8 protein-coding genes and 1 pseudogene are annotated in these 4,216 nt (G+C 42.0%); all 9 read left to right on the top strand.

Going from position 1 to position 4,216, the window contains the following annotated elements:
• Window positions 1-508 (top strand): hypothetical protein (locus WBA89_RS08045; protein WP_424405428.1); only part of this gene is annotated, 508 nt, incomplete at its 5' end.
• Between the two features lie 99 nt (window positions 509-607).
• Window positions 608-769 carry a hypothetical protein gene (locus WBA89_RS08050; RefSeq protein ID WP_424405430.1) on the top strand — a complete coding sequence of 54 codons (162 nt, stop codon included), beginning with the start codon at window positions 608-610 and terminating at the stop codon, window positions 767-769.
• A 3-nt stretch (window positions 770-772) separates the two neighbouring features.
• Window positions 773-1,459: a siphovirus Gp157 family protein gene (locus tag WBA89_RS08055; RefSeq protein ID WP_333150520.1), complete on the top strand. Its 687-nt coding sequence runs from the start codon at window positions 773-775 to the stop codon at window positions 1,457-1,459.
• A gap of 186 nt (window positions 1,460-1,645) precedes the next feature.
• A complete protein-coding gene (locus WBA89_RS08060) occupies window positions 1,646-1,837 on the top strand; it encodes a hypothetical protein (RefSeq protein WP_333352459.1) in 192 nt (63 codons plus the stop codon).
• A gap of 62 nt (window positions 1,838-1,899) precedes the next feature.
• Window positions 1,900-2,601 carry a hypothetical protein gene (locus tag WBA89_RS08065; protein WP_424405433.1) on the top strand — a complete coding sequence of 234 codons (702 nt, stop codon included), beginning with the start codon at window positions 1,900-1,902 and terminating at the stop codon, window positions 2,599-2,601.
• 28 nt (window positions 2,602-2,629) lie between these two features.
• Window positions 2,630-2,827 carry a hypothetical protein gene (locus tag WBA89_RS08070; protein WP_015211755.1) on the top strand — a complete coding sequence of 66 codons (198 nt, stop codon included), beginning with the start codon at window positions 2,630-2,632 and terminating at the stop codon, window positions 2,825-2,827.
• A gap of 2 nt (window positions 2,828-2,829) precedes the next feature.
• Window positions 2,830-3,078 (top strand): hypothetical protein, encoded by a 249-nt coding sequence (locus WBA89_RS08075; protein ID WP_424405435.1) that lies wholly within the window; start codon window positions 2,830-2,832, stop codon window positions 3,076-3,078.
• A 1-nt stretch (window position 3,079) separates the two neighbouring features.
• Window positions 3,080-3,892, top strand: a complete 813-nt coding sequence (locus WBA89_RS08080; RefSeq protein WP_371123301.1) for a hypothetical protein — start codon at window positions 3,080-3,082, stop codon at window positions 3,890-3,892.
• Window positions 3,865-4,216, top strand: a pseudogene (locus WBA89_RS08085) (hypothetical protein); the annotation flags it as partial. The gene WBA89_RS08080 and the pseudogene WBA89_RS08085, both read left to right, overlap by 28 nt.

A 4,216-nucleotide genomic window follows, 5' to 3' on the forward strand; every position in this document is an offset into this window, starting at 1 on the left:
TGGTACGCCACTACTTATGCCTACAAATCAGCCCAATAATACACAAAAAATTGCCACAGACCGTCTCAAATCCACGCGGGAAAAACTGACTAGAAAAATCAAATTGGCATTGAAGACTGCAACACCAGAAGAAACTCTGGAAGTGTGGATGCTAATGAAACAGCAGGAACTCAAGAAAACGACTCCTGGGTTATCGGAACAGCAGATGGAAAGCGTTGTGCGATCGCTAATCTTAGAACTCGGCTATGACATCATCGCTACCTCCACTACCTTACCTGCTGCATCGCCAGAACCAGAAGTCCAGACAGATGAAAGCGAAGTGGATGACGCGGATGAGGATAACGATGCTAATTTCACTAATGACGATATTGAAGACGATGAAGATGACCTTTCAGAAGAATTACCCGACATATTTGAAGAAAAACTTCCCTCTCGCAAGCAGCGAGTTCCTGCCTTGAAAAAGGTTGAAACTTTAAGGGGTTCTAACCGAAATGGCAGGCATTCTTAAACCCCTAAACTTGAGACTAGGTTTTACACAAATATGTCCCTGCCAAAATGTGAAGCTGATATCCTCATTTCCTACACTAATGCTCATTTAGTTGGAGTAGTGGATTTCAAACCTGACTCCCTAGAAGTAATACCAGAGATGCAAAATAAGGAAGTAGGCGATGAAGAAATTGAACCAGATGAACTCACGCCAGGAACCCTAGCCATACTCGCTCGAATTGAAACTTTTGATGAATATTTTCATTGTTGTGGAAGGTGGTAACTAATGTATTTAGCTAAAGATTCGTTAGCCAGATATTCAATACAAGCAGTAGAACTCTGGAATCAATTGGAAACTGCTGAAACTCCCGAAGAAGAAGAGGCTATCCTCAAAGAAATTTGGGAAATTCAGACAGACCACGAAATTGCTGCTGACACGCAAGCCGAACTAGCAGACCAACTAGATGCTGAAATTTGTGCCGTAAAAGCACGCTTAAAACACTTAGTAGAACTGCATAATAAGGCAATTGAACGACTGGAACGGTGGCGCAACAGTCTAGATAAAACCCTGCTACAATTTCACTCAATGGGAGTAATTCCTACAGAGATTGTGGGGCGCTCGCGTCACATCCGACTCAAGGAAAATCCGCCGAGTTGCGAAGTGTTAATAAATCCTTGTGATTTGCCAACAGAGTACCGCACAGAAAAGCTAGTTGTTACACCCAACAAACGCAAAATCCTAGCTGACTGGAAACAAGGCATTCCCGTTGATGGCACTCGAATTGAGCGTAAACTCAGAGTTGAATACGGAATCGTGCCATCAAATCTGACCGCTGCGACTGAAGTAATTTCTAATCGTGCATTAAACTCTCAGGAAACTCATTCTACCACACAGAAGACTGGGCGTAAAGAAAAAGCGCTTCCTAAAAACACTGATACTTCTAATAAGAAGGTGAAAGCAAGAGTCGGCTAGCAGAAGGTTTTCAGACAAAAGATTGGGGAGATTTCACTAACCGCAGATAGCTATTATATGCTATCTGCTAACCTTTTTTTGAATTAATCTAGTATAACTATTTCCATGAAAAGACACAATAACCACTCGTTTGACATTTCAACATTTGATAGAATTACTTACCGAGTTTATCGAGGTAAACTTATCATGTTGATTCAGGAAGAAGACAATCACCTTGATATATCTTTTCCCATAAAAGATGGGCGATTATTCGTAATCCTTGGTTCTATGCGAGCCGCTGTCGCTGAAGCAATGACCGATTACTTGGAAATAGAAGCCTACGCCGATGAACCCCTTTTACTACTAAGTGGAGGTTTGAACAAAAATGATTTTAATTAACACCAGTTAGGGGGGCTATCGCCCAGATACACTATGATAAGCTATTAAATAACACCGCTCAAATGAAATGGTTAACACCAAAAAATGTAGTCGTTGCTGCCAGTTTATCGGTAACGAGCGAAGAGTTAATTGAGTATACAATTCAATCTGAAGATGAAGAAACCATAGAGGAGAGATTTCAAAAAGTTGGGCTGCTATTTGACCGAACTCGCTGGCAAGCTCAAAAACCTTATCTAGCTCTACTCTCGCCAGCTAAAGTTAAAAAACCAGTCGCTACTGAATCATCAACCTCTGCGAACGATTTAGACTTCATAGATGATGAAAAATGGGCAGAGGAAGATGAAGAAAATACTCTCTCTGAAACCGAAGAATCCAGCAATTTACAATCCGAACCTCAAGAAGAACCTTATATCTTCGATAAATGTACCGTCGAACTGCACTTGACATTTAAACCAAATGATGGTCATTCAGAGGGACGGATTGTAATCATTTCAGCAAGCAGTCACGGCGATTTTCCTGTTAGCCAAACGATAAGGGAGTCATCCTTGGGAGAATTACCGCCTCCTCTAAAAGAACTGCTGAAGGAACTTGTAGCAGATTTTCCCAATCGCCAAGTGCGGCGACAGATTGCTAATGCTCACAACCAAAAGAAAAGAACCACTAGCCCAAATAAACCCAGAGGCGAAGCAAATAGCACCACCGCGTCCGCAACTTCTACAGAGTCTAAAACTACTGGAACGCAACTGACCTTATTTGGGATTTGAACAACATACCTACTTTTGGGATAAAAAAATGACTTCAAAAAAGAAAGTGCTAATTTCCTTCGAGGGACAACAACATCCTGTTGATGAGGAAATAGCAAATGATGATAACGAGCTCCGCAAATTGCTCACAACTTATTACCCCGATTGCGCCAACGCCGACATCATTAGAAAACCTGGAGAATTGATTACAGTAGCCAAACGCAACGGCTCTAAAGGAGTAAAATAACCATGAAAATGACTCCTTTAGAATTCCTCATCAATGCACCAGAAGAAGTTAATCCTGCACTATCTATGTGTCGGGAACTACAACGGTTAGAGCTTTCTGGAGAACTCGATAGCGCGACTATGAAAGAAATGGCGAACGCTATTGAGTTAGCTATTTCTAAAGGAACAGACGATGTAAAAGCAGTTGAGCGAACTAAGGAACGATTGTTAAATAGTCGCTCTGTAGCTGGGGCAATTCCAATGGGGTTTTAATATGGCTGCAATTTGGAATGCTAAATCCGCTCTGCAAATATTACAGCGGTGCCAACCAATCACCGACTTTAAATCAGCAACCGATTATTTGTGGACTAAGCTGAACACTTATCAGCTACTCACTCTTTACCAGGAATTGTTTCCTTTGGAATGGGAAAAAAGCCAATCAGAACTCTACTCTGAAGATGAAAGTCACAGTCCGAAGGAGTTGGAGTTTATTTCGCTAGTTAGCGAACATCTGTTTCCCATTGACGACATAATTATAGAGGGTGCTTATGAAGAGCGCCTCTATCAAATTCCTGTCTCGCCTAAAGGAATAGATTGGCAAGACCATGAAGAAGGAATTGACGCATTGCGAAGCGGATGGCAGAGATTACTCCCGCTTTCGCAGTCAGGTAGATGGTGGTTGGAATCCGTAGCAGGTGATGAAGGAGAATCGTGGTACGAATGCACGTTTGGATACAGTTTGAAAGACATTGCACATCCCGAAAAAGTTAACTTCAAACTTCTTAAAAGATTAGCTCGTCGTGTTGCACCTCCTATCAGCGATTTGCCGACAGCATTAGCACTCCTTGACTTGGAAACAGGAAATATTTGGCTAGACCAAAGTGTTTGCTGTGAAAATTACTGGAATCGCAATTTTGAATCAAGACCCTGGACAATTGAAGACATTAAATTCCTAGCTAGTGAATGGAAAAAAGCCACTCAGCTATTAGATAAAGCCTGCGAATTGATTGACTGGATTGAATCTGACCCTAACACCAATTTTTCGCACATCTTAGCATTATGGAATCTGACATTGCATCTGAAATAATTCGAGAGGTACTAGAGGTTGCCCCGCGAAAGTTGTCCGCTATTCAAGCCGAACTTCTCTTTATTGAGGGCGGTACTTACATTTTTCACTATCAATCGGGGGATAGTTCCAAGTACAAATGTCTGTCTCCAGCAACTCTGCGAGCAGCTTTTGCAAATACACCCATTGATTCGGGTTGGATAAACCCTGAAGCGGGGATAGTACGTTGGGGAACGGGCAGCGCCGGGGAATGGACAATCAAATTTGTACCACCTCAGAAACACGAAATAAATCTATTGGAATCAAAGCACTTGGTTCCTTTACCAGCAATGGTGTTTTTGGGGT

The sequence above is a fragment of the Microcoleus sp. genome (assembly GCF_049646505.1).
In the GTDB taxonomy this organism is placed as follows: domain Bacteria; phylum Cyanobacteriota; class Cyanobacteriia; order Cyanobacteriales; family Microcoleaceae; genus Microcoleus.

Excerpts from the sequence above, each read along its gene's own strand:
- WBA89_RS08075 (WP_424405435.1), top strand. The coding sequence starts at position 2,830 with ATGAAAATGACTCCTTTAGAATTCCTCATCAATGCACCAGAAGAAGTT.
- WBA89_RS08080 (WP_371123301.1), top strand. The coding sequence starts at position 3,080 with ATGGCTGCAATTTGGAATGCTAAATCCGCTCTGCAAATATTACAGCGG.
- WBA89_RS08060 (WP_333352459.1), top strand. The coding sequence starts at position 1,646 with ATGTTGATTCAGGAAGAAGACAATCACCTTGATATATCTTTTCCCATA.
- WBA89_RS08065 (WP_424405433.1), top strand. The coding sequence starts at position 1,900 with ATGAAATGGTTAACACCAAAAAATGTAGTCGTTGCTGCCAGTTTATCG.
- WBA89_RS08055 (WP_333150520.1), top strand. The coding sequence starts at position 773 with ATGTATTTAGCTAAAGATTCGTTAGCCAGATATTCAATACAAGCAGTA.
- WBA89_RS08070 (WP_015211755.1), top strand. The coding sequence starts at position 2,630 with ATGACTTCAAAAAAGAAAGTGCTAATTTCCTTCGAGGGACAACAACAT.